At 44.3% G+C, this 26,509-nt stretch carries 29 protein-coding genes and 1 other annotated feature; of the genes, 8 read left to right on the top strand and 21 right to left on the bottom strand.

Annotated features, from left to right (window positions below):
* Window positions 1-50: 50 nt before the first annotated feature.
* From AC0YN7_RS13285 to AC0YN7_RS13265, 5 genes are all read right to left on the bottom strand, one after another.
* A complete protein-coding gene (locus AC0YN7_RS13285) occupies window positions 51-1,304 on the bottom strand; it encodes an aspartate kinase (RefSeq protein ID WP_475810487.1) in 1,254 nt (417 codons plus the stop codon).
* A gap of 326 nt (window positions 1,305-1,630) precedes the next feature.
* Window positions 1,631-2,188, bottom strand: coding sequence for an elongation factor P (efp, locus tag AC0YN7_RS13280; RefSeq protein WP_475810486.1), 558 nt, complete (start codon window positions 2,186-2,188; stop codon window positions 1,631-1,633).
* A gap of 28 nt (window positions 2,189-2,216) precedes the next feature.
* Window positions 2,217-3,290 (bottom strand): M24 family metallopeptidase, encoded by a 1,074-nt coding sequence (locus tag AC0YN7_RS13275; RefSeq protein ID WP_475810485.1) that lies wholly within the window; start codon window positions 3,288-3,290, stop codon window positions 2,217-2,219.
* Between the two features lie 25 nt (window positions 3,291-3,315).
* Window positions 3,316-3,759, bottom strand: a complete 444-nt coding sequence (gene aroQ, locus AC0YN7_RS13270) for a type II 3-dehydroquinate dehydratase (RefSeq protein WP_475810484.1) — start codon at window positions 3,757-3,759, stop codon at window positions 3,316-3,318.
* Window positions 3,760-3,949: 190 nt separating this feature from the next.
* Entirely contained in the window at window positions 3,950-4,465 is a 516-nt protein-coding gene (locus tag AC0YN7_RS13265) for a YqhR family membrane protein (protein WP_475810483.1), read from the bottom strand.
* A 217-nt stretch (window positions 4,466-4,682) separates the two neighbouring features.
* Here AC0YN7_RS13265 and AC0YN7_RS13260 point away from each other — a divergent pair, with 217 nt between their 5' ends.
* Together AC0YN7_RS13260 and AC0YN7_RS13255 are read left to right on the top strand one after the other, a co-directional pair.
* Window positions 4,683-5,651, top strand: coding sequence for a DUF1385 domain-containing protein (locus tag AC0YN7_RS13260; RefSeq protein ID WP_475810482.1), 969 nt, complete (start codon window positions 4,683-4,685; stop codon window positions 5,649-5,651).
* 26 nt (window positions 5,652-5,677) lie between these two features.
* Window positions 5,678-5,995: a hypothetical protein gene (locus tag AC0YN7_RS13255; RefSeq protein WP_475810481.1), complete on the top strand. Its 318-nt coding sequence runs from the start codon at window positions 5,678-5,680 to the stop codon at window positions 5,993-5,995.
* 87 nt (window positions 5,996-6,082) lie between these two features.
* On the opposite strand, the gene mntR is transcribed toward AC0YN7_RS13255, so the two are convergent.
* The 11 genes from mntR to AC0YN7_RS13200 all read right to left on the bottom strand — a co-directional run bounded on the left by mntR (window position 6,083) and on the right by AC0YN7_RS13200 (window position 14,783).
* Entirely contained in the window at window positions 6,083-6,505 is a 423-nt protein-coding gene (mntR, locus tag AC0YN7_RS13250) for a transcriptional regulator MntR (RefSeq protein ID WP_475810480.1), read from the bottom strand.
* A gap of 119 nt (window positions 6,506-6,624) precedes the next feature.
* On the bottom strand, window positions 6,625-7,338 hold the full coding sequence (locus AC0YN7_RS13245; protein WP_475810479.1) for a cytochrome c biogenesis CcdA family protein: 714 nt from the start codon (window positions 7,336-7,338) through the stop codon (window positions 6,625-6,627).
* A gap of 21 nt (window positions 7,339-7,359) precedes the next feature.
* Window positions 7,360-8,169 (bottom strand): metal ABC transporter permease, encoded by an 810-nt coding sequence (locus AC0YN7_RS13240; protein ID WP_475810478.1) that lies wholly within the window; start codon window positions 8,167-8,169, stop codon window positions 7,360-7,362.
* A complete protein-coding gene (locus AC0YN7_RS13235) occupies window positions 8,153-8,977 on the bottom strand; it encodes a metal ABC transporter ATP-binding protein (RefSeq protein ID WP_475810477.1) in 825 nt (274 codons plus the stop codon). Before AC0YN7_RS13235 ends, AC0YN7_RS13240 begins: the two co-directional genes overlap by 17 nt.
* 60 nt (window positions 8,978-9,037) lie before the next feature.
* On the bottom strand, window positions 9,038-10,048 hold the full coding sequence (locus AC0YN7_RS13230) for a metal ABC transporter solute-binding protein, Zn/Mn family (protein WP_475810476.1): 1,011 nt from the start codon (window positions 10,046-10,048) through the stop codon (window positions 9,038-9,040).
* Between the two features lie 358 nt (window positions 10,049-10,406).
* Complete coding sequence (metG, locus tag AC0YN7_RS13225) at window positions 10,407-12,398, bottom strand: methionine--tRNA ligase (protein ID WP_475810475.1); 1,992 nt, start codon at window positions 12,396-12,398, stop codon at window positions 10,407-10,409.
* A gap of 200 nt (window positions 12,399-12,598) precedes the next feature.
* Window positions 12,599-12,884: a binding site (T-box leader), on the bottom strand.
* A gap of 59 nt (window positions 12,885-12,943) precedes the next feature.
* Window positions 12,944-13,186: a membrane protein insertion efficiency factor YidD gene (gene yidD, locus AC0YN7_RS13220; protein ID WP_475810474.1), complete on the bottom strand. Its 243-nt coding sequence runs from the start codon at window positions 13,184-13,186 to the stop codon at window positions 12,944-12,946.
* Window positions 13,186-13,623 carry a Fur family transcriptional regulator gene (locus AC0YN7_RS13215; protein ID WP_475810473.1) on the bottom strand — a complete coding sequence of 146 codons (438 nt, stop codon included), beginning with the start codon at window positions 13,621-13,623 and terminating at the stop codon, window positions 13,186-13,188. The genes yidD and AC0YN7_RS13215 overlap by 1 nt, the downstream gene beginning before the upstream one ends.
* 74 nt (window positions 13,624-13,697) lie before the next feature.
* Window positions 13,698-13,922: a hypothetical protein gene (locus tag AC0YN7_RS13210; RefSeq protein WP_475810472.1), complete on the bottom strand. Its 225-nt coding sequence runs from the start codon at window positions 13,920-13,922 to the stop codon at window positions 13,698-13,700.
* Between the two features lie 35 nt (window positions 13,923-13,957).
* Entirely contained in the window at window positions 13,958-14,158 is a 201-nt protein-coding gene (locus tag AC0YN7_RS13205; protein WP_475810471.1) for a hypothetical protein, read from the bottom strand.
* A 151-nt stretch (window positions 14,159-14,309) separates the two neighbouring features.
* The gene (locus AC0YN7_RS13200; protein WP_475810470.1) at window positions 14,310-14,783 is read right to left on the bottom strand and encodes an Hsp20/alpha crystallin family protein; all 474 of its coding nucleotides are present in this window, start codon (window positions 14,781-14,783) and stop codon (window positions 14,310-14,312) included.
* A 113-nt stretch (window positions 14,784-14,896) separates the two neighbouring features.
* Between AC0YN7_RS13200 and AC0YN7_RS13195 the strand changes: the two genes are divergently transcribed.
* The 6 genes from AC0YN7_RS13195 to AC0YN7_RS13170 all read left to right on the top strand — a co-directional run bounded on the left by AC0YN7_RS13195 (window position 14,897) and on the right by AC0YN7_RS13170 (window position 18,753).
* A complete protein-coding gene (locus AC0YN7_RS13195) occupies window positions 14,897-15,124 on the top strand; it encodes a spore germination protein (protein ID WP_475810469.1) in 228 nt (75 codons plus the stop codon).
* On the top strand, window positions 15,121-15,324 hold the full coding sequence (locus AC0YN7_RS13190) for a spore germination protein GerPB (RefSeq protein WP_475810468.1): 204 nt from the start codon (window positions 15,121-15,123) through the stop codon (window positions 15,322-15,324). The genes AC0YN7_RS13195 and AC0YN7_RS13190 overlap by 4 nt, the downstream gene beginning before the upstream one ends.
* 42 nt (window positions 15,325-15,366) lie before the next feature.
* The gene (gene gerPC, locus AC0YN7_RS13185) at window positions 15,367-16,026 is read left to right on the top strand and encodes a spore germination protein GerPC (protein ID WP_475810467.1); all 660 of its coding nucleotides are present in this window, start codon (window positions 15,367-15,369) and stop codon (window positions 16,024-16,026) included.
* A 50-nt stretch (window positions 16,027-16,076) separates the two neighbouring features.
* Window positions 16,077-16,286, top strand: coding sequence for a spore gernimation protein GerPD (locus tag AC0YN7_RS13180; protein WP_475810466.1), 210 nt, complete (start codon window positions 16,077-16,079; stop codon window positions 16,284-16,286).
* Complete coding sequence (locus AC0YN7_RS13175; protein ID WP_475810465.1) at window positions 16,273-16,701, top strand: spore germination protein GerPE; 429 nt, start codon at window positions 16,273-16,275, stop codon at window positions 16,699-16,701. The genes AC0YN7_RS13180 and AC0YN7_RS13175 overlap by 14 nt, the downstream gene beginning before the upstream one ends.
* Before the next feature lie 183 nt (window positions 16,702-16,884).
* Window positions 16,885-18,753, top strand: a complete 1,869-nt coding sequence (locus AC0YN7_RS13170; RefSeq protein WP_475810464.1) for a prenyltransferase/squalene oxidase repeat-containing protein — start codon at window positions 16,885-16,887, stop codon at window positions 18,751-18,753.
* An 80-nt stretch (window positions 18,754-18,833) separates the two neighbouring features.
* Here AC0YN7_RS13170 and AC0YN7_RS13165 read toward each other — a convergent pair whose 3' ends face one another.
* Genes AC0YN7_RS13165 through glgB form a run of 5 tightly spaced genes read right to left on the bottom strand, consistent with a single transcriptional unit; the run spans window position 18,834 to window position 26,488 of the window.
* The gene (locus AC0YN7_RS13165; RefSeq protein ID WP_475810463.1) at window positions 18,834-20,801 is read right to left on the bottom strand and encodes a glycoside hydrolase family 15 protein; all 1,968 of its coding nucleotides are present in this window, start codon (window positions 20,799-20,801) and stop codon (window positions 18,834-18,836) included.
* Entirely contained in the window at window positions 20,783-22,246 is a 1,464-nt protein-coding gene (glgA, locus tag AC0YN7_RS13160; RefSeq protein WP_475810462.1) for a glycogen synthase GlgA, read from the bottom strand. Before glgA ends, AC0YN7_RS13165 begins: the two co-directional genes overlap by 19 nt.
* Window positions 22,247-22,288: 42 nt before the next feature.
* On the bottom strand, window positions 22,289-23,401 hold the full coding sequence (gene glgD / locus AC0YN7_RS13155; RefSeq protein ID WP_475810461.1) for a glucose-1-phosphate adenylyltransferase subunit GlgD: 1,113 nt from the start codon (window positions 23,399-23,401) through the stop codon (window positions 22,289-22,291).
* Window positions 23,398-24,564 carry a glucose-1-phosphate adenylyltransferase gene (locus tag AC0YN7_RS13150; protein WP_475810460.1) on the bottom strand — a complete coding sequence of 389 codons (1,167 nt, stop codon included), beginning with the start codon at window positions 24,562-24,564 and terminating at the stop codon, window positions 23,398-23,400. Before AC0YN7_RS13150 ends, glgD begins: the two co-directional genes overlap by 4 nt.
* Window positions 24,565-24,580: 16 nt before the next feature.
* On the bottom strand, window positions 24,581-26,488 hold the full coding sequence (gene glgB / locus AC0YN7_RS13145; protein ID WP_475810459.1) for a 1,4-alpha-glucan branching protein GlgB: 1,908 nt from the start codon (window positions 26,486-26,488) through the stop codon (window positions 24,581-24,583).
* Between the last annotated feature and the right edge of the window lie 21 nt (window positions 26,489-26,509).

Genomic DNA, 26,509 nt, shown 5'->3' with positions numbered 1-26,509 from the left:
AAAAGGCTCGTTCCAATAATTCGGAACGAGCCTTATGTTATAATTGCCTATTAACGACGATCCTGCGGTCCGCCTACAAATACTTGCTCAGCCGTATCAAGATCATAAGCTGTATGAAGCGCGCGTACAACTTCTGTTAAAAGCTCTGATGAAATGACACAGGAGCATTTAATTTCAGATGTACTAACCATTTTAATGCTAACACCAAGTGAAGAAATAGTAGCGAACATTTTCGCTGCGACGCCTGGATTACTCACCATGCCAGCTCCAACAATCGACACTTTTACCAAATCGTACTCAGAGGTTGCTTCACGGAAAGGAACTCTGCTGCGAAGGCCTTCAATTACTGCAATCGCTTTGTCCTTATCATCACGCGATATGGTGAAGGAGAAATCGGCTTTGCCGTCCAACACACCGCTTTGCACAATAATATCAACATCGATACCATTGTCTGCCAATGCGCCAAATACATCAGCAAGCACACCTGGAACATCTTCAACGCCCATAATGCTAATTCTAGCTACGTTTTTGTCAAACGCGATGCCGCGAACGACCACGCCTTGCTCCATGACCGCTTCCTCCTTTACACTCGTACCTTCGTTTTGGGTAAAGCTTGAACGAACTACAAGCCTTACATTGTTATGCTTTGCATACTCCACCGCGCGTGGATGCAATACAGCAGCACCTAAATGAGCAAGCTCAAGCATTTCGTCATACGAAATCTCATTAAGCTTACGCGCATTTTTCACTACACGAGGATCTGTCGAATAAATACCGTCCACATCCGTATAAATTTCACATACATCGGCGTTCATTGCAGCCGCAAGAGCCACAGCTGTCGTGTCGGAGCCGCCTCGACCAAGCGTCGTTATTTCTCCGTCCTCGCTCATTCCTTGAAAGCCGGCAACGATGGCAACATTACCTTCCTTTAACGCTTTAAACACGCGCTCAGGCTGAATATCTGTCATCTTCGCTTTACCATGCACCGCTTCTGTCCGAATGCCTGCCTGCCAACCGGTGAAAGAAACAGCGCCCTGACCAAGCTGGTGGATTGTCATTGAAAGCAAAGCTATCGATATTTGTTCACCTACGCTTAGCAGCATATCCATTTCCCGCGCCGGCGGGTTAAGATTAAGCTGCTTCGACTGATCGATTAAATCGTCGGTCGTATCTCCCATAGCAGAAACGACAACAACGATATCGTTGCCCTCTTTCTGCCTCTCAATTATGCGTTTTGCAACGCGCTGCATCCGCTCCGGCGTTCCCACGGAGCTGCCGCCAAACTTCATCACTATCAACGACAAAGCTGATTCACTCCCAACCTTGACATATACATACAAGTCAATATTATACCACAACTGAATTGTTTGTGGGTATATCCTTTTGTAAGTGTAAACGGCTGTCGCCGTCCTATGGCGGCATAAGCTCGTTTCACGGTGAAATATAGTCATTGGTATAAGTGTGAAACTTATACTTTCCTATATTTTAAGAAGAAACGACTTCGTCGTCCTTGTCTAAGGACAAACGGTTTCTCGTAAAAGTATAAGCCGAGTATAAGGTAATACTTATACTTTCTTATACTTCAAAAAAACCGTCCGAATTCATTCGGACGGTTCTTGAATGCTGCATATTAAGCGCGTGAAATGTATTTACCTTCACGTGTATCGACAAGCAATACGTCGCCTTCATTAATGAATAAAGGCACTTGTACGTTAAGGCCAGTTTCTACTTTAGCCATTTTCGTTGCTCCTTGAGCTGTATTGCCTTTAACGCCTGGCTCTGTTTCAACGACTTTAAGCTCTACGCTGTTTTGCATTTGAATACCAAGAATTTCGCCTTGATAGCTCGAAATATTAACATTCATGTTTTCTTTAAGGAAGTTTAACTCCCATTCGAGCTGCTTCTTATCCAAGTTGAACTGGTCGAACGTTTCATTATCCATAAACGTGTATTCAGAACCGGAATTGTACAAATATTGTACTTCACGGTTTTCAATGATTGCACGTCCAATACTTTCACCTGCACGGAATGTTTTCTCAACAACGTTACCGTTACGCAAGTTTTTAAGTTTGGAACGAACGAATGCCGCACCTTTACCTGGTTTTACGTGTTGAAAATCAAGAACGCTGAAAATATCGGAGTCTACTTGTACGGTTAAGCCTGTCTTAAAATCGTTTACTGAAATCATTACTGATTCCCTCCTGAGTGATAATTCCTTAACCCAAAATGATCAAGTCTTTCGGGGATGAGGTTAATATTTTAATACCGGTTTCCGTAATTACAATATCGTCCTCAATACGTACCCCGCCAAAGCCGGGTACATAAATGCCAGGCTCTACCGTAACAGTCATGCCGGGCGTTAAAATCGTTTCACTTAACTTTGAAAGCCTTGGCGCTTCATGAATTTCCATTCCGAGACCATGTCCCGTACCGTGTCCAAACAGATCGCCATAGCCGTATTTCGTAATAACGTCACGCGCTAGCGCGTCCGCTTCTCGTCCACTCATACCTGGCTTGATATGCTCAAGCGCATGTAGTTGTGCTTCGAGCACGATATTGTAAATCTCGTGATGCTTATCAGTAGGCGTTCCAACAACTACCGTCCGTGTAATATCCGAACAATAACCATTATAATACGCGCCAAAATCGAGCTTTACAAACTCGTTTGTGCCAATAACACGCTCGCTCGCTACACCGTGAGGCAGTGCAGATCTCTCGCCAGAAGCAACAATTGTCTCAAATGAAGACGAAGTTGCACCATGGCTGCGCATGTATACTTCCATCTCAAGCGCGATGTCAGTTTCTCGCACGCCTGGGCGGATTAGCTTCAAAATATGTTTAAAAGTGTCATCAGCTAAATCTGCAGCTTCCTGCATAATTAGCAGTTCTGCAGCATCTTTAGTCATGCGAAGCTTTTCAACAAGTCCCGATACAGGCGTAAGTGTTATACCTTGCAGCGTCTTGCCCCATGCGACAAAATCGCTATATACGACATGATCCTGCTCGAACGCAAGCTTATTAAGCTTTTGCGCCTGTAAGAGCTCTCGAATATCGTTCATAGGGTTCGGTCCATGCTCAACAATTTGAAACCCGACCGCTTGCTGTGGAGCTTGTGTGCGATAGCGGAAATCGGTTAATAAATAACAGTCACTGCTTGTAATGAGGACCATACCTGAGGAGCCAGTGAAGCCGCTAATATAACGACGGTTATACTCGCTTCCAATTACAATAGCTTCAAAGCTCTGTTCCTCAAGCAGCTGGCGAAGCCGCCTAACTCTTTCATTTGGCATAATGATCTCTCCTCTCATTGTCTCCTTACTTTGCACGCTGCAAATGACGCACTAGTGCTGTAAGACCAAGCTCGTAGCTGTGAGATCCGAAGCCAGCAATTTGACCGACCGCAATAGCCGCAATGACTGATACATGACGGAACGTTTCTCGCTGATGAATATTAGACATATGCACCTCAATTATCGGCAGTGCGATCGTGCTAAGCGCATCACGAAGCGCATAGCTGTAATGCGTCCAAGCACCCGGATTGATAACAATTCCGTCTGCTTTGCCATATGCGCTATGTATCCGATCAATCATTTCGCCCTCATGATTCGTTTGGAAAAATTCAACTTCAACACCAAGTGCCTCGGCCTTATCCTTCAAGAGCGATTCGATGAATGCAAGTGTTTCTGTCCCGTATACGCCTGGCTCGCGAATACCGAGCATATTCAGGTTCGGGCCGTTCAGAATAACAATTTTGTGCATAAACGCACCTCCCAAGCGTAAACGGCTGTCGTCCTCTGCGGCAAAAGCGCTCGTTTCGCGGAGATATATAAACATATTTATAAGGTTTAAATTTATAAATGGTTATATATCAGACAAACCAATCCTTCGTAACATCAAAGATCATTAGCCATTTTACCACAAATGTCCTCTGCTTGAGAAGTAGAAGTCATTACCCTGCTTTGATTGGCTCTCTTGTTGTTTCATCTGTGAACTCAAAGGCAATCGAATAGCCAATAAATACGCCCCATAACAGAAAGACACACAATTCTGTCCATAACGTATTCCAGCCCGCTTTTCTAATATTTTCAGTAACCCCTAGCAGCGGACCCGCAATTACGAATATAATGATCCACCATATCAGCCCGTAGCCGATTCCAGGCCATGGACCTCGCAAACGCCCCAATAAAACCTTATAGAGCACAGCTGCGATAATGGATAGAATGATGTAGCTTGCGAGACCAACAACTATGCCCCACCACGTATTCAGAAAGGCTGAACGAAAAAATGGATCAGCCGCAAAGCTGGGCAGCTCTATTGTGAATTTTATTTGATAAAAAAACCAACGAATCGAGCCCCAAATTAACCCTGCAAAAAAACCGATTTTAATTGAGTAAAGCCATGGATTTGTAATATGTTCCTGATATTCCTGTTTATTGTCTGCTTTACTCTTCTTTTTATTTGTCAACGCTGACTTCCCCTCTCTTTTATAACTTTACAAGACCAGCTTAGTATGTGAAAAAAAGCGATGCCGTAACCACTAGCTTCATAATAAGCTTATCTACAATGGCTGATGCCGAGCGTTGGCAATTGTACCCGAGATCAAGTACAATAGAATTACAAATTTATAGACCATTCGTCGCATTATCTCAGGCGATACCCCACTCAAGGAAGGTGAAAAGCTCTTGCCGCAAGATTCCCGAAGTATATATGGCGGACAAGCGGTTATAGAAGGCGTTATGTTTGCAGGCAAACATGTTAACGTAACCGCGGTCCGACGCAAAAATGATGAAATCGTATTTTATGAGGTGCCCCGCACCACTCAGAGCTGGGTTCAACACTTAAAAAAAATCCCGCTCATTCGCGGTGTTGTTGGTATCGTTGAATCAAGCGCAAAAGGCTCTCAGCATTTAAACTTCTCTGTGGAAGCCTATGCTGAAGATGAGTCAGCCGAGGACAAGGATTCGACAAAGGAATCCCAGGCGTTGGAAAAGGAAGAGAAAAAGTCCGGAGGCTTTAGTCTCAGTATGATCGTTGGCGTTGCAGTTGCAGGCGTATTGTCATTTATTTTCGGAAAGCTTATATTTACAGCAGTTCCGGCTGCTTTGGAAGAATTACTGTTCTCAGGGGTATTTGAGAACAAGATCGGTCATAATCTTTTAGAAGGACTAATAAAAATTATATTGCTGCTTGCTTATTTGTACTTTATGTCGATGACGCCGATTATTAAACGGCTGTTTCAATATCATGGCGCAGAGCATAAAGTAATTAGCGCCTACGAAGCGGGAGCAGAATTAACGGTCAAGAATGTACAGAAATATAGCAGACTTCACTACCGCTGCGGTTCCAGCTTTATTATTTTTACTGTTATTGTAGGAGTTATAATCTACTCATTGCCTATCTTTACATGGGATTCCATTTGGGAACGGATCTACATCCGAATATTGCTGTTACCTCTTGTTCTTGGCCTATCATATGAGGTACTTCGCTGGACTAATGCATTGCGCGACACACCTGTGCTTAGTTATCTTGGCTACCCGGGTTTATGGCTTCAGCTGCTAACAACGAAAGAGCCGCTTGATGATCAAGTTGCTGTATCGATAGCTTCCTTTAATCGGATGCATGAGCTGGATCAACAAATGTCAAAATCTTAACGAAATTAGGAAAGGCGGAAGCTGCAATGAGCAAAATGCCACGCAGATGGAACGGCATTACAATCGCGATCTTGGCATTAATGTGTATTGGTCTTGTATACGGCTTTATTTCAAGCCCTCTTACATTTCTTATTCCAATCATTGTGCTGGGAGGGATTTATCTCTTATACAAGTATCCGCCCTCCTTTCTTGGTGGTGCACGTTCAAATGCAAGCCGAACGCAGGTAAAGCAAAGCCGTTTTACCGCTGCTAAAGGTAAAACAAAAAGGCCTCGTTCGAAGACATCGCCTTTTCGCGTGATCGAAGGTGGCAAGGACGACGACGATTTACCGAAATACCACTAGTATTTAGATTCATATGAATTAACAAAGAAAAGGTCTGCCGGCAAATGTGCCGGCAGACCTTTTCTTTGTTGATAGATTCAATATCTATTATTCACTTTCCATATCCGCTCGCACTGCTCGCAGCTCGTCCAATCTTTGACCGTCACGCTTGAAGTATTCAACCAGCGTCTCAATGCATGTAATTGAATCCCAGCTCAGATGATGCTCGATTCCCTCAACATCGCGATAAATGTTATCATCGTGAACACCAATCGTTGTCAGAAAGGACTCTAGCAATTGGTGACGATCAACAAGTCTTTTCCCCATTTTCTTGCCTTTATTTGTAAGGACAAGCCCGCGGTACTTTTCATAAATCAAATAATTATCTTTGTCGAGCTTCTGAATCATCTTCGTGACCGATGAAGGATGTACCTCAAGTCCTTCCGCTATATCCGAGACACGCGCATATCCTTTTTCATCAATGAGCTTATAAATTCTTTCCAAGTAGTCTTCCATGCTCGGCGTCGGCATTGAAGAACCCCCTAACCTTACTTCTTCACCCAGTTTCCTCGGCGTTACTCTATGTATCATACACTTTTCGTTACGGTCACTGCAACCCGTAGTAAATAGACGAAGTTTTCGCTCTTTTCTTAAAACTTCAGCCATTCAGGCGTAATGACATTCAACCAGATTGTAATTTTGACCATCTGATCGGTAAACAAAAGTAAACCCATCACAATCATAACTCCCCCGCCAATTTTCATAACAAGCGTGGAATATTTTAAAATCCATCTTGCAGTTCCTAGGAAAAAGGCTAGCACAAAAAATGGAATAGCAAAGCCTAACGCATACGCAGTCGTTAATTGAAACCATGTTCCTGGTGAGGTTGCGGCCAAACCCAATATCGCGGTCAATGCCGGGCCTATGCATGGCGTCCAGCCAGCAGAAAACCCAATCCCAAAAATAAAGGAGCTGATATAGTTCGCTTTTTTCGGAATAAGATTCATCCGTCGTTCCTTCATAAGCAGTTGCGGTTTAAACAGCCCAATAAGAAAGAGTCCCATTAATATGATCAAAATAGCCGAAAGCTGACGAATGAGCTCCCTGTATTCACTAAAGAACTCTGCAAAAACGTTTGTGCTGTAACCAAGCGCGTAATATACGGTACAAAAACCCAAAATAAAAAACAAGGTGTGCGACATGGTTCGCATCCTTATTTGTCTTGAAGGTTGATTTTGCTTTAGATCAGTTACTGAAATACCCGTTATGTACGATAGGTATGATGGATATAATGGCAAGCAGCAGGGAGAAATAAATGATGCAAAGCCTGCGCCAAACGCCAGCCAAATATTAATATCTGTCAAACTCATTCCCCCCAAATCAAATTAATTTCCTGTACCCACCCCGCGACGAATGCCAAGCAGCAAAAGAAGAATCGCAATAAGTAGCATTACGATTGTACCACCAGGCGCTAGGTTCCAAATACCGGCAATGAGTAATCCTGCTACAACAGCAAGCTCACCAATAATGATCACCGTAATTATACTTTGACGAAAGCTGCGCGCCACTACCAAGCTGCAGGCGGCTGGAATCGTAAGTAATGCTGACACAAGCAAAGCACCTACAATTTTAATGGATACGCTAATTACAAGTGCGGTAAGCACGCTAATCATAACATTATAAAATTTGACGGGCAAGCCGCTAACTGCTGCTGCATCCTCATCAAATGTTAACAGGAATAGTTCTTTTATCTGGGAACGTATCGCAATCAGAATGATAATGGTCACAACGCCTATTACATACAAGTCAGTGTTGTTTAATGTATAGATGCTTCCGAATAAATAGCTGTTCACATTGACATTAAAGCCTTTTCCCATCGTAAAAAGAATAGAAGCCAATGCGACGCCGCCAGACATTATTATCGCGATCGACAACTCCGCGTACGATTTATACGCTTTGCGGAGCTTCTCTATCGCAAATGATGCTGCAATCGCAAATATAAAACCTACTGCAATCGGATATACGCCAATTAGAAAGCCTAGCGCGACACCTGCAATTGATACATGGGATAACGTGTCTCCAATCATAGACAGCCTTCGCAGCACAAGAAATAAGCCCATCAGCGGGGCAGTTATGCCAATAAGCAGTCCGCCGATAAGAGCTCGTTGAAAAAATTCACTAGTTACGATCTCCAATCAAAACAACCTCTTTCCTGCTCTCCATTTGCTCCCTTAGCCCTTTTAAACTGTGAGCTAAGTTATTTTCCACGCAATCCTGCGTTTCGTGAGAATGTTTAATGTGAAACTTTAGCTTCCCGTTCTCGGCGGCAGGCTGTTGTCCCAAATAGGAACGAATTCTATCCAAATCATGAGAAACCATCAAAAACGTCATGTTATGATGCTGATGCATATGCTCAATCATATGGAAAAAGCTATCCTGCGTCTCCGTATCTATGCCAACAGTTGGTTCATCCAATATGAGCAAGGATGGATTATTAATAAGCGCTCTAGCGAGAAACACGCGCTGTTGTTGTCCACCTGAGAGCTGACCAATACGTTTATCGCTTAAATCCTCAATTCCCATAGCGTGAAGCGCATCTTCGCATTTCGTATAATCTGCCTGGGTCACTTTTTTAAATATTTTATTCCGTCCAAAAACCCCTGATAAGACAACCTCGCGAACAGTAGCTGGAAATAATGGATTAAAGGAGTTCTTCTGCGGTACATAGCCTATCCGATCCCACTGCTTAAACTTGCCAACTGGCTCTCCAAACAAACGGATTGTCCCGCTGGTAGGCTTTAGCAATCCAACGATCATTCGAAGCAGCGTTGTTTTGCCCGCGCCATTCGTACCGATTAACCCGATAAAGTCACGTTCCTTTACCGCGAAGCTAAGATCCGAAATAACGGTCTGCTGCTGATAAGAAAATGAGACATTCGACAATGAAATAACCTCTTGGTGACAACTCACATCGGCGCTTGGTATTTTATTTGGTTGTTGCATATTCTTTCTCCTCACAGCAATACGGAGCTGAGACCAGCTCCGTATTCACGCCTTTTGTCTCTATTGTAATGCTTGCAGCAGATTTTGCAAGTTTCGTTCCATTAGTGTAAGGTAGGTTTCTCCTGCTTTCTCCTGATCCGGTGTCAATCCTTCAAGCGGGTTCAGAACCATTGTATCGACATCGGCCTCGTCAGCCAATGTCTTTGCAAGCTGATCCGATACGAGCTCTTCAAAGAAGATATATTTTACATCATTCTTCTTAACAAACTTCGTGATTTTTAATAAGTCCTGACCGCGAGGCTCCGCATCTGGATTAAGGCCCATGATTGCAATCTGGTTTAACCCGTAGTCTCTTGCTAAATAACCGAAAGCATGGTGAGAGACGACAATGTCTTTACGCTTTGTCTGAGCAAGCTTAGTCGTGTAATCAGAATCTATTGCTTCCAGCTTCAACTTAAGTGCATTATAGTTTTTCTCGTATACCGCTTGGTTGGCTGCATCAGCCTCTATTAAGCTTTTTTTCACATTTTCAGCTAATATGAGTGCAGATTTAGGACTAACCCATGTGTGGGGATCCACCCCTACTTCATGTTCATGCTCATGGCTTTCTTCTTCGGCATGCTCTTCTTCTGTCCCGGTAATCAGTGGAATGCCATCGCTAATTTCTTTCGTAACCACCTCGCTATCCTTAGACAAGCCTTTAAGGAAGCCATCAACCCATCCCTCTAGTCCTGCTCCATGATAGAGAAACAATTGAGCCTTCGAAGCTGTGTCCAAATCACGACTCTTTGGTGTCCAATCATGTGGTTCAACACCGGAAGCTACTAAATTAACGACCTTCACATGATCCCCGCCAATTTCTGAAGCCAAATAATATAAGGGATAAAAGCTAGTCACAACGCTTAGCTGTTGCTTCTTTGCCGGACTATCGACATCATTGCTTACATTAGATTCAGCTGGGTCTTTAACATTATTAGTAGTATTATTTCCGCATGCGGCTGTGAAAATTAGAGTTGCTGCTATGAGCAAACTAAGCGCTGAAAAACGGAAGGTCTGGCTTGAACCTCTCATTTGGTATACTCTCCATTTCTTCTTACTAGTCTTGTTCGTAATCGTTATGATTACGCTTTGTATTATACGATGCGAGTTATGGGCTGTCAATATAAACAATTATTCTAATTTGAATGTATTCATAAGTATGGACTAAGAAGTTTGAAATATGACCTATCCCAGCAAAAAAAGGTACAAATGATGGAGGTGTCATTTGCTATTCACTTTTGAAAGTCCATCCCATTTGTTGCAGCTAGCCATAGTATTATTAAAAAAAAGCTGTAAGCACCATTAAGTGCTTACAGCTCATTTTCTTGTTAATTTGCACCTTTAAACTGCTTTCCCGCTAGCAGCTACTACTGTTGCCGTAGTTACTCTGCTATTTCACGATAGCACCATTCGGCATCTCTTCTGGCACAGTTGCAAGCGTTAGCTGGTCTCCGTGCGACGCTGCCAGAATCATTCCTTGTGACCATTCACCGCGCAGCTTAACAGGCTTCAGATTCGTTACGCAAATCACCTTGCGTCCAACCATTTGTTCTGGCGTATAAAACTTCGCAATACCGGATACAACTTGTCGCTGCTCATATCCAAGATCAAGCTGCAGCTTAAGCAGTTTATCTGCCTTATTTACCGGCTCTGCTGCTATAACCTGCGCCACTCTAAGCTCTACCTTAGCAAAGTCGTCTATCGCAATCTCTTCTTTACTTTCCGGCTCGGGCTGTTTAGCCGCACTGGTTGAGTTATTCTCTGTACTCGCAGCCTCCGTTATCTGAGGCTGCGCACCTCCGCTCATTTCAGCGGCAATAAAAGCAACCTCGTCTGCTGTTTCCAGGCGCGGGAACAAAGGCAAGCCCTTGCTCACTTTAGTACCCTCAGCTAACCGTCCAAACTGCTTCATACTCTCCCAAGCTGTCAGTTCGCCTTGCTCTAAACCAAGCTGCTTCCACATTTCGCGAGGCGCGTGCGTCAAGAACGGCTGCAAAGCAATAGAAATGATACGGAGTGACTCTGCCAAATGGTACATAACTGACGCAAGCTCTCCGCGCTTTGATTCATCCTTAGCAAGTGTCCAAGGCTGAGTTTCATCAATATATTTATTCGTACGGCTAACAAGCTGCCATAATGAAGCCAAAGCTACGGAGAACTCCATCCGCTCCATAGAAGCTTCTACTTGGATAATGGTTTCTCCCGCAAGTGTCTGCAAAGACTCATCGAATGCCGTAACCGAGCCTGCAAATGCTGGAATAACACCGTCAAAATATTTATCGATCATCGCAACTGTACGATTCAGCAAATTGCCAAGATCATTAGCTAAATCAAAGTTAATGCGCTCTACAAAATTTTCCGGCGTGAACGTACCATCTGCTCCAAACGGTACTTCTCTCAACAAGTAATAACGAAGTGCATCCAGCCCGTAACGGTCAATCAGCATAACCGGATCAACGACATTGCCTTTAGACTTCGACATCTTGCCATCTTTCATTAACAGCCAGCCGTGCGCGAACACCTTCTTCGGTAGAGGCAAGTCCAACGCCATCAGCATAATAGGCCAATAGATCGTATGGAAGCGTACTATCTCTTTACCAACCAAATGGACATCAGCCGGCCAGAAATTGCGGTATTTCTCATCAGAACCATCTTTGCCGTAGCCGAGTGCCGTAATATAGTTTGACAATGCATCGATCCATACATATATGACATGCTTAGGATCACCAGGCACTTTAATTCCCCAATCGAATGTCGTACGTGAGACTGCAAGATCCTCCAGACCTGGCTTAATGAAATTATTGATCATCTCATTTTTACGTGATTCAGGTTGTATGAATCCCGCATTGTCCTCATAATGCTTCAGCAATCGATCCGCGTACTTGCTCATGCGGAAGAAATAGCTTTCTTCTTTAACGAGCTCAACCGGACGGCCGCAGTCTGGACAATTACCGTTTTCCAGCTGACGCTCCAAGAAAAACGACTCACAAGGCGTACAATACCAGCCCTCATATTCACCCTTATAAATGTCATCCTGCTTCAAAAGCTGATCAAAAATTCGCTCAACAGACAGCTTGTGTCGCTCTTCTGTCGTACGAATGAAATCATCATTAGATATTTCAAGCTTCGCCCACAGCTCTTTAATTCCGACGACGATATCGTCAACGAATTGCTGCGGTGTTAGATCCTTCTCCTTCGCCTTACGTTCAATTTTTTGTCCATGCTCATCCGTACCGGTCAAGTACCATACATCGTAGCCGCGAAGTCTCTTATAGCGAGCCATCGCATCGCCGGCAACTGTCGTATAAGCATGACCAATATGCAGCTTATCGCTTGGATAATAGATCGGTGTTGTAATATAAAACGTATCTTTTTTTGTCATCCCAAAAGACCTCCCAAAGTTTAGTGAAGCAAAACACATTTCGATAGTATAAGTCGTCACCCGCAAAACTCAATCGTAAACGGCTGTCTCCGACCATTTTTTACGGGAAAAGCATTCGTTTCGTTGAAATATATAAGCACATTTATAGGTAAAAACCTATAAATTCTTATATATAAAAAAACGCAAAAAACTCCCGTCCATCATGGGACGAGAGCTAATACTCACGCGGTACCACCCAAATTTCTATCATGACATTCGCAAAGATATTATCCGAACGAGCCATGAAAGCTTCGTGTGCCGCCCTTATTGGCGGCAGTCGCCGTTAACGCAGCGCTGCGTCGCTCCCTTACTCAGTCGTAAAAACACTAAGCTTGAAAGTGAATCCTCCCGGACCATTTTCCAATCGTATCCCTTGCCGGATTTCAGCAACTTTACCGGCTCTCTGCTAAGGGCATTCCATTGTACTTATCCGTTCATCAGATATATGGATGTATCTATGACAAAATATACCGAAACAACGCCCTAGTTGTCAAGCTAATAAGCGCCTAGCTGTCTTTAATCGGGGGAACTGGATCAAACCCCCCGGGGTTAAAAGGATGGCAACGAGCAATCCGCTTAGCCGCGAGCCAGGAACCTCTTGCCGCCCCATGCATCTCAATTGCTTCAAGCGCGTACATCGAGCATGTCGGATAAAAACGACAAGTGGGCGGTTTAAGCGGCGATATTACTTTTCTATAAAAATGGATCGGTGACTGCAAAACCCGTCGTATTACAAGCTTTTTATCCATTACGGCTGACTTGTAGCCGGTTCATCCTGCACGCACTCCTTGCAGTATCCGAACACCTCGAATTTATGTTTCACAACACGGAATTCCTCTGGAACAACGGTCTGCTCCATCGGGCAAAATGTAATCGGATAAGTGCGACCGCATTGCAAGCAAATCATATGATGGTGATGATCATTCTCTTTGCAGTGCAGCTTGAACTTGCCGCCCTCCTCGAAGATAACCTGTTCGAGCACACCAAGCTCTTCCATCACTCGCAAATTACGATATACCGTATCAAAGCTTAGTCCTGTATATGATCTACCCATATACTCGTAAACCTCTTTTGGAGCTAAATATCCCGTAGTTTCCGAAAATAGCTTGGCCAGCGTCTTTCGTTGATCTGTTATTCTTAGTCCTTGACTAGCCAACCGTCGTATAATGTCTTCCATCGTATGCAATTGTCTAACCCCCGAGCCTAAAAGTTTCTATCTCCATAATGACGAAAAAAAAAGCTCTCGTCAATGAGAGCTTACTAGCCATTTACTTTCATATTGATAACAAAGCTAGCCGCCATCGCCGCGAACATGATGATGGATAACAAACCAACTAGCTTCCGCCTGCGATTTAAACGCGAAATGTGCTCTGCATTATTCAATTTGCCCTTCGCTACCGAATAAGAACGATGTATAAACAGGAAGATAATAATCGAAACAACAAATCCTATATTAAATAAAAACCACATGAGCGTCCAGATCAAGCTAATTCCCCCGGTCTTATTCGACTACAAATTTACTATAAAAACCACTTGTTTAATATAAGCATGAAAGCGACAAAACTAATAACCGCAGCTCCGAAACAAAACCAGCCTGCGCGAAACCGTTGCTGAAACATCCGCAAAATACCAAAGCTGAGCAAACCGAAAATAACTAAAATAAAAATGGCACCTAGTATGAATAACGAAGCAGACACGCTGCTTACATCGACTAACGACACCTCATACACTCCCTTTTTTTGCAATATGTACACGTCAATAGACATTATAAAGGATTATAGACGCATTAGCCAGTTGCAAGAACAGTCAATTTCGTGACAAAAGAGAGTACATATCGTCAGATACGCACCCTTCTTAACCCAAGAACCGCCTCTACCATCTAATGATCGCTTCATGATAGGAACGAAGTGGCGGTCTTTTTTTCAGCTTGACCTTTAACACATCATCCTTGATAAGGGTTTGACAAACTCGCGGCTTAACCAACTTAGGAAGCTTGATCGTTTCTGTCTTCCCATCGGGTAGCCCCTCTAGTCGTAGTTGGTCCTCACGCACAAATAATTTCAATTGCTCCCGCTCAAAGCCGTCCGGTAAATTTATTTTCACATGGACAAAATGGCGAGTCTCCGTAAAGCTCGCAGAACCTGAGCCGATCATTGCACCCGCAGCTTCCGGTAAGGCCTTGGTCATCATTTTGCGCACATATTGTTCCACCCAATTCGGCTCTCGCAGCAGCTCAAACCCCTTTGGCAGCTGTTGCCTCTCCATCCACCGTTCCAGATCATCCCATTTTGATGCCACAAGTAAACACCCGCCTTCCAGCACTCCTGCCAGTATATGCGCCTGCATTCATTTGGGCTACTTCTATCCGCGGAACCTCTAGGCGAATGCCGCATAAGATGTAACAAGTAATACTTACGCATTCAATCATCATGTACTCATCAAAATAAAGGGGGATGCTTATGCCAGCTGTCGTCGGTTTTGTCAAAATTATTAGCATTGGCTCCGGCTCAATCGTCCAATTCGGTGATGCTCTAGAGGTCTCACCATCCAGCAACTCTAAGACGTACGCGGGATCTGGTTCATTCTTAACGGGAAGCTTAACAAACTCTAATAGCGCTGTCAGCGCTACAAATACGCTTGATCCGGATTTGCAAGATAACGCGGTAAATGAAGCAAGTGTGCTATGAGTTGGACCATTCATCAGCAAATAACCATTCACGTGCTCCGCGTAGACAGTGTGGCCAATAGCTCCGTCCTTCAAGTCGGCAGCGCTGGTTCAATCCGTTCGTTATCTCAGCTCTATAATACAGGCGGGTTCCAAGGTCCTGCCCCACAGCTTGGAGTAGAAAATCCGCTTTCCTTCGTACCTCTTCCAAATCCGACATAGTCAGAACAATAGTCGTATAACCGTAGAAGGAGGAATGCCATTATGCAGCAGCCAGCACCCTTATCGCCGTGGCAAGCCTGGTCGCTTGAAATACAGCAGAAAGTGACATCACAGCAAGAACAAATTGACAATTTACAAAATCAAGTTTCTGTATTGTGCGATAAGCTGAAGCAATTTGAAAATCGCCCTACTTATCACATAGATAAAATTGAATATAGTTTTGACCAATTAAAAGTAGAAAAACTTGACGGCACGCTCAATATCGGAATGACTGCACCTGGTGCTGGGGCCGGCGGGGGTGACTCTTTTCCAGATAACATCGAGCAGTTATCTTTACCAACGCAGCAAGCATACCCTATCGCCAGTCCGGCCATAACACCAGCATCCGGCCCTTACAATGATATTCATGCCAAAATGAATCAGTATTTAGATATGCGGGCTCCGCAGAAGCTGCTTACCTATGAGAAGGAGCTTGGCATTCCTTTAGACCCCTATCATCGCCGCATCGTTATCGAGGATATCCGCAAGCAAGTGCCTTCGCGTATTCAATATTATATGCAGCGAACCAATGACCCAAATGATCAACAAGTTTCACATGAAGGCGAAGAGTTAGTTGATTTTGTACTTAACAAAACAACCAGAGATACCGATTCAGCTTTACTTGCTTATATGCGACAGCTGCAAAACGGTAATCAGCAATAAGCAATGCCCCGCTATTGAAGAGTTACAACTTTTTCTGAGGAGTGCAGCTAATGTTCCATTTCCACGTCGTTAACCACTCATTATCTGTTGGACAGATTGACATACTCGGCGTATCAAGCGCCTCGATGCTGCAGGTTGGAGACACCGATTGCGTTAATTTATACTCGATGTTTGATACACCCCCTGAATCTGTCATTATCGGTCCTTTAGCGCCGTTTCCACTGCCCGAGGACGAGAGTGTTGTAGTTGAGGAAACGTAACATGACAATCTGTGTTCGTACGGCGAGTATAGGTTCTATTTACGTAATAAGCTTAGCTCAGTCTGGAATTTTACAGATCGGTGACCGTTATGAAACGAATGCCAAACTGCGAGCTTTAGCCGTTCAGCGTCAAGAGAGTCATGCAACCGCAGGCGAAGTTTTTTTTGAATCCTATCGAATGTTCTCTCTTGATCTTCCCGAATTGACAAAAATGAATGTCGGAGAAGGTGAGGTCGTTCGAATGATCCGCACCTTATGCGATCCAAGAATTATCGTCGGATCAATTCATGTCACTGCAGCTGGTTCTTCAGCAAGCATTCTAGCAGGCAACGGCAAATGTTATCATGCTGATTCTCGTATTAAGCATATTCGGCAATATCCGAAGCCTCAACCAACTCCAACTATCGGTTGTTAGGGGACTATCATGTCCCCCTCCCTCCTCGATATTTCCTCACAATTGACACGATCATCTAGAAAAAAAACAACAAAACTCATTTTTTTGAGTTCATTATACCGGGACAAGCTATATCTCCGACTTTCAATCCCCTATTCAGCATATACATGAAGCAACTACTGAAGCAAAGGATGGACGCTGCTTATGGATATGAAACGGATCCACGAACAAATCGAACGTTTGACTGCTGACTTAGAGCGGCAGCAGTCACCTGACGGAGCATGGCGAATGTGCTTGGATTCTGGGACGATGACCGATAGCTATTTCATCATTATTTTAAGACTGCTTGGCCGAACAGATGAATCGTTCATTCATATGCTCGCTTCCCGCATTGCTTCTAAACAACAGCCAAATGGTTCTTGGAAAATATACCCTGATGAAATGGATGGAAACCTTGAGGCTACTTCTGAGGCTTGCTTCGCACTCTTGTATGCCGGATATTATGCGGCGTCTGATCCGCGAATACTGCTAGCTAAGCAATTTATAAAAGACAAAGGCGGCTTATCCGAAATACGCAACCTATTTACGCAAGTATTGTTTTCCGCAACAGGACAGGCAGAATGGCCCTATTTACTGCGTATACCATTAGAAGCGTTTTTTTCAAATCTAGGTATTGGCCTGGATCTGTTCTCTCTCTCCGGTCACGCGCGCGTACATCTTATTCCAATCCTTATCATGTCAAACAAATCATTCAAACTTCGAACTCAATCGATGCCCGATCTATCTGATCTGTTCCTTGGCAGTACTCATACGTTCACGAATGACACGACATGGATTTCCGCTCTTAGTGAAATTATTGGTTCTTTGCCATTGAACAGCCTTCTCCCTTTAAACTCTCCCTCTGCAGTAGAGCAAGCAGAAACGTTCCTTTTCGAGAGAATCGAACCTAACGGTACTTTACTTACTTATACTACGGCAACAATGCTCATGATACTAGCGCTGCTAGCATTAAACTATGATAACAACTCCTCTGTCATTAATCGTTTAGTACTTGGTGTTCGCTCGCTCCTTTGCAGTGATAGGTTCCATATTCAGATTGCTTCATCCGAAATTTGGGATACAGGCATGCTCAGTTATGCGCTAAGTGAGTCAGGGGTTTCTCCTCAGAGTCCTGCTTTGGAACGCGCTGGGGGCTATTTAATGTCGAAGCAGCAAAATCGTTCAGGAGACTGGGCCATTCGAAATCCAAACACGCCTCCAGGAGGCTGGGGTTTTTCCGATGTGAATACGATATATCCCGACGTCGATTGCAGCGCGTCCGCTCTGCGAGCAATAAAACCTTACGTATCACACTCCGACAGCTCCTATGCGGACTGGCAAAGAGGATTGAACTGGGTGTTGTCATTGCGCAATGATGACGGAGGATGGCCTGCATTTGAACGCAAAGGAAAGCAGCTGCCTGCAAGCTTTTTCACATTTGAAGGAGCGGCAGATATTGCGACAGACCCTTCGACAGTCGATCTAACCGGGCGAGTATTAAACTTTCTAGGAAATGAACTCGAAATGACCATCGCACACCGATGGATTGATGAATGTGTGCAGTGGATACTATCTCAGCAGACTAAAGATGGGAGCTGGTATGGACGCTGGGGAATTTCTTACATTCATGGAACAGGTGCAGCCGTTCAAGGAATGATAGCTGTCGGAGTGGCCGAAGACCATCCAGCGATCGTGAAGGCGGTCAATTGGCTGCTCGATATTCAAAACGAGGATGGGGGTTGGGGAGAATCTTGTCTCAGCGATCAAGTGAAACGATACGTCCCTCTTCACTACAGCACACCCTCTCAGACCGCATGGGCGCTTGATGCGCTGATCGCAGTACACTCGAAGCCAATTTCTGCGCTAGAAAAAGGCGTAGACGCACTGCTGCAAGCACTTGACAGGAGAGATTGGACTTATACTTATCCCACAGGAGCCGGCCTGCCTGGCAGTGTATATGTACATTATCCAAGCAATAACTACATTTGGCCGATGCTTACTTTGGCCGATGCTGTGAAGAAATACGGCAATTAAATATGACATCCAAAAAAAAAGAAACAACCATTTCCAGGCTGTTTCTTTTGTTATGAATACTTACTATCAAAACCAATCGACTAGCAGTTGTCTCTAAGCTGCTTATACTTCTCCGCATACTTGCTTACACTGTGTACGACCGTAGCATGCGACCAGGTAAGCGGCGCTACTGACATCGGCGTACCATCGTAAGGATTAAGCTGCTCAGGTAGTAAACCGCTTTGCAGCGCATGGTCAGAAACCCATTGCAAAGTGCGACGAGGTCCTTCCAGCTCTTCCAAGGTTTTCGCTGAATCGATCTCGAAATTAGCGACCCATAGGGTACAAATGATCCATGGATTACCGGGAATTTTATCGATGTCTCCGGATTGCTGGAAGTAATAATCGTTCGTGTAACGCGCGATGCCCCCGATATCGGTTTTAATTTGCAAGCCTTCCTTAATAGAAAGCATGGTCTGTATAACACGATAGTCATCGACAGGAAGCACGCCAAACTCAAGAACACCGAACACGCTGCTTTCAAGCGTCATATCCTTGACCCAACGATTGTCTTTCTGGATAAGACCTCGTGCGAATCGACCCGAGTCTTCGTCCCACAAGTGAGTAATGATACCGTGCTTAATCGCTTCTGCTGTATTTTTGTAATGATCGCTTCGCTCGTAATCACCAAATAATTCAGTGAAGTAAGATGCTGCCATTAGACCGCCATAGACTGAAGCAGCCGTATACGTCCAAATCCCGTAACGCTCCTCCCAGAGGTCGTAGCTGGGTTTTGGCAGCGAAAGGGAATGCTCCATGTATGAGCTGAGAAAGGTTGCAGCTTTGCGAATTAAGTTGCTGTACAAGGACTGCGGAAGCTCTATTACCTGATTGCGCGAATAATCCTTCCATAACGCGAACAGAACTAGCGCCGTTTCATCCTCCTGAATAGGCAGTCTTCTACTTCCTTGTACAATATATGGGTGCCAGCTAGAACCTACTGTTCCATCCGGATTGTACTTGTGATAGAGATATCCTTCCGGCGAGAGGGCTTGAGCACAGAACTGGAAGAAAGGCGCAATTACGCTCTGATAACCAGCCATCGACATGGCATCCGCAATTAGCGCACCATCGCGCGGCCACATATAGCTGTAATGATCGCGATTATATTGCAAAATATCTGTATCATTCGCTGCCAGTATCGCACCGCGCTCATCAACTTGAGTTCGTACAAGCAGAAGACTTTGCTTGAACATTTTCACCACATCATGCGGCAAATCGCCTAAGTCCGTCTCCGCTCTGCGCAGCCAGTGCTTCCAGTAAACGACCACGCGACTAAGAAGCTTCTCCGGATGATTCTCGTGCACATATTGATTCAATTCTTTCACTTCTTCTAAGTTTTTGCCGATTGACATCCAATAGTAAATAGTCTTTTCCTTGCCAGCTGGGATAATCGTACGAAAGCTGATCGTGCTGTCCACGGAGCCTTGAGCAATTGAATTACCCATAAGTACCCCGTCCTCTGCATCACGCCATGTCCCTTCAGCAGATTGAAATCTCTTAATCCCTGTCGAATACTGCATCATGCCGCCTTCATCAGAGAAACCATTAAACATAAAGTAATTAGACCGTTTATAATGATACAGCGTATGATTCTCAGGATAATATACCGCTGTATCTCCAACCTCTGAGCCGTCAATCATTAGGTCCTGATGGAAAAACAGCCTTACTTCTTTTTGCTCATAACCTTTGTTCCTAATCGCGACGCTTTTAATATAGATGCATTCCCGCTGATGGATACCGTCATTCATGTGAAGCTCAATACCTAGACCGTCGTGAGTAGCCGTTATATTCGTTACCAATGAATCCTCGATATAATCGAGATCAAATCTCCATGCCGGGTCATCAAGCCATGAAAAGACACCTTCTACCCACACGCCTAGACGACAATAATGACCTCCTACATGGTTCAATTGACCAACATAGGGATAATAGATATCTCGGATATAACAATGCTGATCTAAATTCAGAAGCATTTTGCCGTTGCCGATTACAAGATGACGGGCCATGGCTGTTTCTCCTTTCGATCCGGCAGAAGTTGAGAATACACCGAGAGATAGGCTTTTGCGGAACGATTCCAACTGTAATCTTCTTTGGATCCGTTCATCACAATTTGTTTCCATGCTTCTTCGTTCCGGTATACAGCTAACGCTCTCTGGACTGTATACAAATATTCATGCGCATTGTAATTGGTGAAGCTAAAGCCGTTGCCTTCGCCTGTATATTCGTTGTACGACTGCACGGTGTCCTTAAGACCTCCGGTCTCACGAACGATCGGAACTGAACGATACCGCAGCGCTAGAAGCTGACTGAGGCCGCATGGCTCGAACTTAGAGGGCATCGCGAACATATCCGAACCCGCATAAATTCGGCGTGCCATTCGGTCACTATAGCCGAGCCAAATCGCCACTTTTTCAGGATGCCTACTCGCTGCATCCTGAAAAAATTGCTCGTATTGCGGCTCGCCTGCTCCTAGTATAACGAGCTGTACATCTTCAGCAAGCAGTTCTTCCAACGTAGCCGCAATAAGATCAAAGCCCTTCTGCTCTACAAGCCGTGATACGACTCCAATGAGTGGAATCTCTTCCGACTCCGGCAAGCCCAACTCACGCTGCAGCTCCAGCTTGTTTTTCCTTTTACGGCTCAGAGAATTACGATATGGCGTATAGAGCGCCAAATCATTCATTGGATCAAAGAGCTCATCGTCGATACCGTTAACAATACCGATTAAATCGCCAGATCGGTAGCGAAGTAAGGAATCAAGCCGCTCTCCAAAATATTCACTTTGAATTTCTTGCGCATAAGTACCGCTTACTGTCGTCAGCTTGTCTGCATAGACGAGTCCACCTTTCATACAGCTGGCCGCACCATAAAACTCAAGACTATCCGCCGCAAACATTTCATCGCCCGCACCAATTAATTCTTTTAGCAAATCAATGCCGAACAATCCTTGATATTTTAAATTATGGATTGTAAAAACGGATTTCGCATAGGACCATGCTGGATCAAAGGCATACCTCGTCTTCAGAAGAAACGGTATAAGCCCGGTTTGCCAATCATGGCAATGTACTAAATCCGGTTTGAAGCCCATATAACGAACAGCCTCCATGACTGCAAAGCAGAAAAATACGAATCGCTCAGCGTCATCGCCATAGCCATAGAGCCCTTTTCTCTTAAAATATAATTCGTTATCGATCAAATAATAAGTGACACCGTCCAATTCACCCTTAAATAATCCGCAATATTGATTACGCCATCCAAATGACACCGTAAATGTCGCTATCAGTTCAAACTGTTGTGAAAGCTCCACTGGAATTTCTTCATACTTCGGCAGCACAATTCTTGTATCAACGCCTCGTTTATTCAGTGCTTTCGGCAATGCCCCAGCTACATCTGCAAGACCGCCCGTCTTAGCAAGCGGAACCGCTTCAGAGGTTGCGAACAAAATATTCATAGGCTCTTCCTCTCCTAATTACATTCTCTATCTCCATCTTTATTAAATGATTTTGCGTTTAGCCGCCAAGAAAGGCGAGCTCGTAGCACCGCGGATATCTCGATCCTCTTCAACTCTTACATCTTTATCAAGAATGCTATGTTGAATAAAGCTATTTTCACCGATGATTCCATTTTGCATAATAATGCTGTTTTTTACGATCGCACCCTTCTGTACATGCACCCCGCGGAACAAAATACTGTTCTCCACAGTTCCTTCGATACGGCAGCCGTTTGCAATTAGTGAGTTTGTCGCTTTGGAGCCAATCAAATATCGAGCGGGCGGCTCATCCTTTACCTTTGTATATATTGGACCAGGCTGATAAAACAATTCTTTCCATACTTCCGGCTTAAGTAGATTCATATTATTTTGATAATAGCTGCTCATTGTATTAACAACACCTAAATAGCCTTCATACATGTAGCCATATATATTCAGCTTATCCAGCCTTGAGAAAATAGCATGCCGCACAAGATGATCTTGACCCTGCGCCAACGAGGTTTCTACCAGTTCAAGCAACAGCTCCTTGCGCATAATATACATTTCCATAGAATTGATGTCGCTTGCCATACGACCGTAATGATCCTGTATGGCAGTGATTCTTCCGTCATCATCCATCTTCACCTTACGAGCTTTGCCCGTCAGCAAATTTTCCTGCTGCTTGCAAACTATCGTAATATCTGCTTCGCGATCAATATGAAATTGAATAACCGGCTCAAAGTCAATATTGCAAACCATATGACTGCGTGTAATGACTACATAGTCCAGCGTAGAGCGATTAAAGTAATCACGCTGCTGATAGAAGTGATAAAGATCACCGCGGCTAACTTCTTGAATATCATCCGATGCTGGCGGCAGGACAAACAATCCGCCTTGACGATGATGCAAATCCCAATTTTTACCGGATCCAAGATGATCCATTAATGATCGATATTTCGTATGAGCAAATACGGCAACCTTTGAAATGCCAGAATTGACCATACTTGACAATACAAAATCAATTAATCGATATCTTGCGCCAAACGGCACGGTTGCAAGGCAGCGTCCTTGTGTGAGACTCTCAAGTTCGTCAGTCTCATGAATCAGATTAATAACGCCCATTACTTTATGCTTCATGAGTGCTCCACCTCCCGCAGCAAATGATCATTTGTAACAAACTGATCCACGGCAACGATTGTAATTGCTTCGTCATCCGGATTTCCAATCGTAACTCCAGCCTGAATGACAGCACCTTCACCAATAATGGCTCTATATATGCGCGCGCCCTCTCCGATACGAACATTCGGCATAATAACAGACTCCGATATGTAGCTGTTTCTTGCAGCCTGCACACCATAGAACAATACGGATCGATTAACCCCGCCTTCCAGCATGCAGCCTTCATTTACTAATGAAGAGGTAACTACAGCATCCGCGCCAATATGCTGAGCCGGACGATTAGGACTAACGGAATAAATTCGCCAATCCGGATCTGATAAATCAAGCGGCGGCTCTTCCTCAAGTAAATCCATATTGGCTTCCCATAAGCTTTCAATGGTCCCAACATCCTTCCAATAAGCCTTGAATGGATAGGAATGCAGCCGTTTTCCATCTCTCATCATCGCGGGTATAATATCTTTGCCAAAGTCATGACTAGAGTTTCTGTTTGCTTCATCGTATATCAAATACTTTTGCAAGACAGACCAAGTGAAAATATACACACCCATGGACGCAATATTGCTCGTAGGCGTCTTTGGTTTTTCTTCGAAGGCTGTAATTCGATCCTCATCGTCGATATGCATAACGCCAAATCTGCTCGCTTCTTTCCATTCCACCTCAATGCCAGCGACCGTAACGTCAGCCCCACTCTTCTTGTGGTGGTTTAACATCAGCTCATAATCCATCTTATAAATATGATCACCTGAAATAATGAGTACATATTCCGGGTTATACGGCTCTATGAAAGACATATTTTGATAGATTGCATTTGCTGTCCCCTTATACCAGACACCGCCCTTCTGTTTTACAAAAGGAGGTAAAATCGTCATTCCGCCGTCACGGCGGTCAAGTCCCCAAGGACTACCGATGCCAAGATACCGATTTAACTCGAGCGGCTGATACTGGGTCAAAACACCAACAGTATCAATACCCGAATGAGCGCAATTGCTAAGTGTAAAATCTATAATGCGGTATTTACCTCCGAAGTAGACAGCAGGCTTAGCTAAATCTTTCGTAAGCACGCCAAGTCTCTTTCCTTCACCTCCGGCGAGTAGCATTGCAATCATTTCTTTTCGGCCCATGGACACCAACTCCTTCTCAATGTGTGTCCCCCGGTTCTAGGATGATCATTAGGAATGTGAAGGGGGCAAGATGAAACGAGATACTTTGATTGTGACCGTGCCAAGCTACATTTTCGCTGCTGAATTCAAGCGGCGATTGTTTAGCTGTTCCTCCATATTGCGAGTCATTGCTATGAATGAAAGAGCGGTAAACACCTGGCTCTGGTACACCAACACGATATTGCGAATAGTCATTTCTAGAGAAATTAGCAATTATGATAGAGGAATCTGAATTTCCACAACGGATAAAGGATATGACAGATTGCTCTGCATTATGAACATCAATCCATTTAAAGCATTCTGGATCGCGATCTCGCTCCCATAGTGATGGCTGATTTCTATACACGAAATTGAGGTTTTTCACATAAAGGTGCATGCTTCGATGCAAATCATATTCCAGCAGCATCCAGTCCAGCATATCGCTGTCCTTCCATTCATCGAATTGCCCCCATTCACTGCCCATAAAGAGCAGCTTCTTGCCGGGATGAGTCATCCAGAAACCATATAACAGACGTAACTGAGCAAATTTTTCTTCATAAGACCCTGGCATCTTGTTCAATAAGGAACGTTTGCCGTGAACAACTTCATCATGTGAGAGAGGTAGAATGTAGTTTTCTGAAAAAGCGTACAGGAGTGAGAAAGTAATCAAATGGTGATGGTGCGAGCGTTCGGGCGGATCAAGCGCCATATAGCGCAAAATATCGTTCATCCAGCCCATATTCCATTTAAAATTAAATCCGAGGCCGCCTTTGTAGGTAGGCGATGTGACTGCAGGCCATGCGGAAGAATCTTCTGCTAGCATAAGTGTGTCGGGGTAGTAATGAAACACTGTTTCATTGAGCTTTTTAAGAAAGTGGAGTGCGTCTAAGTTATCAGATCCGCCCATTGAATTATATGTAAACATGTCGGGCGGTTTATCCATATGCAAATTAATCATACTGGCAACGGCATCAACGCGTAAGCCGTCAATATGAAACATCTCCATCCAATAGATGGCATTCGAGATAAGAAAGCTGATGACTTCATTCCTGCTGAAATCAAACGCTAACGTTCCCCAGAGGGGCTTCTCGGCGTACTTTGGATCATTTCCCTCGAAAATTGGCGTACCGTCAAACAGCCGCAAGCCATGATCGTCTTTGCAGAAGTGACCAGGCACCCAGTCCAAAATAACTCCAATGCCAAACTGATGGCTGAGGTCTACAAAACGCATCAGCTGCTTGGGCGAGCCATAACGACTCGTTACTCCGTAAAATCCAGTAATTTGATAGCCCCAGGATTGATCGAGAGGATGCTCTAATATGGGCATTAATTCAATATGCGTATAGCCCATGTCCGAGACATACGGAATCAAATCCTCGGCCAGCTCCTCATACGTGTAAAAATCCTCTTTCCCTTTGATTTTCCAAGAGCCTGCGTGAACCTCATAAATGAGCAGAGAATTAGTATACGCGGGTTTATCCCGCTTTTCCTTTAACCAGTTCTCATCTTCCCATTGATAGCCGTTTAGATCAGCTACAATAGACGCTGTTTCAGGTCTCCTCTCGGAATAAAAAGCATAAGGGTCTGCTTTCCGAATCACCTTTCCTTCGGCCGTAACAATCTCGTATTTGTACAAATCACCTTCTCCGATATACGCGATAAACAAGGTGTATATACCAGTTGAACCTACCTTTTCCATCCGGTGTCTCTCGCCATTCCAGCTATTGAAGCTGCCAATGACTCGAATCTCGACCGCATTTGGGGCCCATAATGTGAATCGGACACCATCAATTCCATCCCTTTGAATGAGGTGTGCGCCCATAAAACGGTAGCTGTGATACGAGCTTCCTTCATTGAACAAATATAAATCCTTATTCGATAATTCGTTATACTTGGTTTGAACCATCCTTGTTATCACCCCCATCGG

The organism is Paenibacillus sp. J31R122 (genome assembly GCF_056269185.1).
The sequence above is the reverse complement of the archived record's forward strand: the minus strand, read 5'-3'. Positions and strand labels throughout refer to the sequence as shown.

Coding starts and splice junctions, on each gene's coding strand:
- efp (WP_475810486.1), bottom strand. CDS start 2,188: ATGATTTCAGTAAACGATTTTAAGACAGGCTTAACCGTACAAGTAGAC.
- AC0YN7_RS13275 (WP_475810485.1), bottom strand. CDS start 3,290: ATGCCAAATGAAAGAGTTAGGCGGCTTCGCCAGCTGCTTGAGGAACAG.
- aroQ (WP_475810484.1), bottom strand. CDS start 3,759: ATGCACAAAATTGTTATTCTGAACGGCCCGAACCTGAATATGCTCGGT.
- AC0YN7_RS13255 (WP_475810481.1), top strand. CDS start 5,678: ATGAGCAAAATGCCACGCAGATGGAACGGCATTACAATCGCGATCTTG.
- mntR (WP_475810480.1), bottom strand. CDS start 6,505: ATGCCGACGCCGAGCATGGAAGACTACTTGGAAAGAATTTATAAGCTC.
- AC0YN7_RS13235 (WP_475810477.1), bottom strand. CDS start 8,977: ATGCAACAACCAAATAAAATACCAAGCGCCGATGTGAGTTGTCACCAA.
- AC0YN7_RS13230 (WP_475810476.1), bottom strand. CDS start 10,048: ATGAGAGGTTCAAGCCAGACCTTCCGTTTTTCAGCGCTTAGTTTGCTC.
- metG (WP_475810475.1), bottom strand. CDS start 12,398: ATGACAAAAAAAGATACGTTTTATATTACAACACCGATCTATTATCCA.
- yidD (WP_475810474.1), bottom strand. CDS start 13,186: ATGGATAAAAAGCTTGTAATACGACGGGTTTTGCAGTCACCGATCCAT.
- AC0YN7_RS13200 (WP_475810470.1), bottom strand. CDS start 14,783: ATGCAGGCGCATATACTGGCAGGAGTGCTGGAAGGCGGGTGTTTACTT.
- AC0YN7_RS13195 (WP_475810469.1), top strand. CDS start 14,897: ATGCCAGCTGTCGTCGGTTTTGTCAAAATTATTAGCATTGGCTCCGGC.
- AC0YN7_RS13190 (WP_475810468.1), top strand. CDS start 15,121: ATGAGTTGGACCATTCATCAGCAAATAACCATTCACGTGCTCCGCGTA.
- gerPC (WP_475810467.1), top strand. CDS start 15,367: ATGCAGCAGCCAGCACCCTTATCGCCGTGGCAAGCCTGGTCGCTTGAA.
- AC0YN7_RS13180 (WP_475810466.1), top strand. CDS start 16,077: ATGTTCCATTTCCACGTCGTTAACCACTCATTATCTGTTGGACAGATT.
- AC0YN7_RS13170 (WP_475810464.1), top strand. CDS start 16,885: ATGGATATGAAACGGATCCACGAACAAATCGAACGTTTGACTGCTGAC.
- AC0YN7_RS13165 (WP_475810463.1), bottom strand. CDS start 20,801: ATGGCCCGTCATCTTGTAATCGGCAACGGCAAAATGCTTCTGAATTTA.
- glgA (WP_475810462.1), bottom strand. CDS start 22,246: ATGAATATTTTGTTCGCAACCTCTGAAGCGGTTCCGCTTGCTAAGACG.
- glgD (WP_475810461.1), bottom strand. CDS start 23,401: ATGAAGCATAAAGTAATGGGCGTTATTAATCTGATTCATGAGACTGAC.
- AC0YN7_RS13150 (WP_475810460.1), bottom strand. CDS start 24,564: ATGGGCCGAAAAGAAATGATTGCAATGCTACTCGCCGGAGGTGAAGGA.
- glgB (WP_475810459.1), bottom strand. CDS start 26,488: ATGGTTCAAACCAAGTATAACGAATTATCGAATAAGGATTTATATTTG.